Genomic DNA, 254 nt, shown 5'->3' with positions numbered 1-254 from the left:
CTTTCTAACTTAACCAAACTAAAAATTAAAAAATATGAGCTACACTGTTATCTAGTTTTCAAAGAACATACATTTATATATGAGAGATAGTTCTCTCAAAACTGAACAAAACGAAACACGGAAACTTTATTGATGAACAGCGTTCATCAATTCTCCATAGAAAGGAGGTGATCCAGCCGCACCTTCCGATACGGCTACCTTGTTACGACTTCACCCCAATCATCTGTCCCACCTTAGGCGGCTGGCTCCAAAAA

1 rRNA gene is annotated in these 254 nt (G+C 38.6%); it reads right to left on the bottom strand.

The window, feature by feature from the left end:
• Nucleotides 1–160: 160 nt before the first annotated feature.
• Nucleotides 161–254, bottom strand: a 16S ribosomal RNA gene (locus tag GBN91_RS28690); the annotation flags it as partial.

Origin of the sequence: Bacillus sp. B1-WWTP-T-0.5-Post-4, assembly GCF_009183795.1 — a bacterium.
Classification (GTDB): domain Bacteria; phylum Bacillota; class Bacilli; order Bacillales; family Bacillaceae_G; genus Bacillus_A; species Bacillus_A cereus.
Note: the sequence above shows the minus strand (reverse complement) of the source record. Positions and strands in the feature narration are given on the sequence as shown.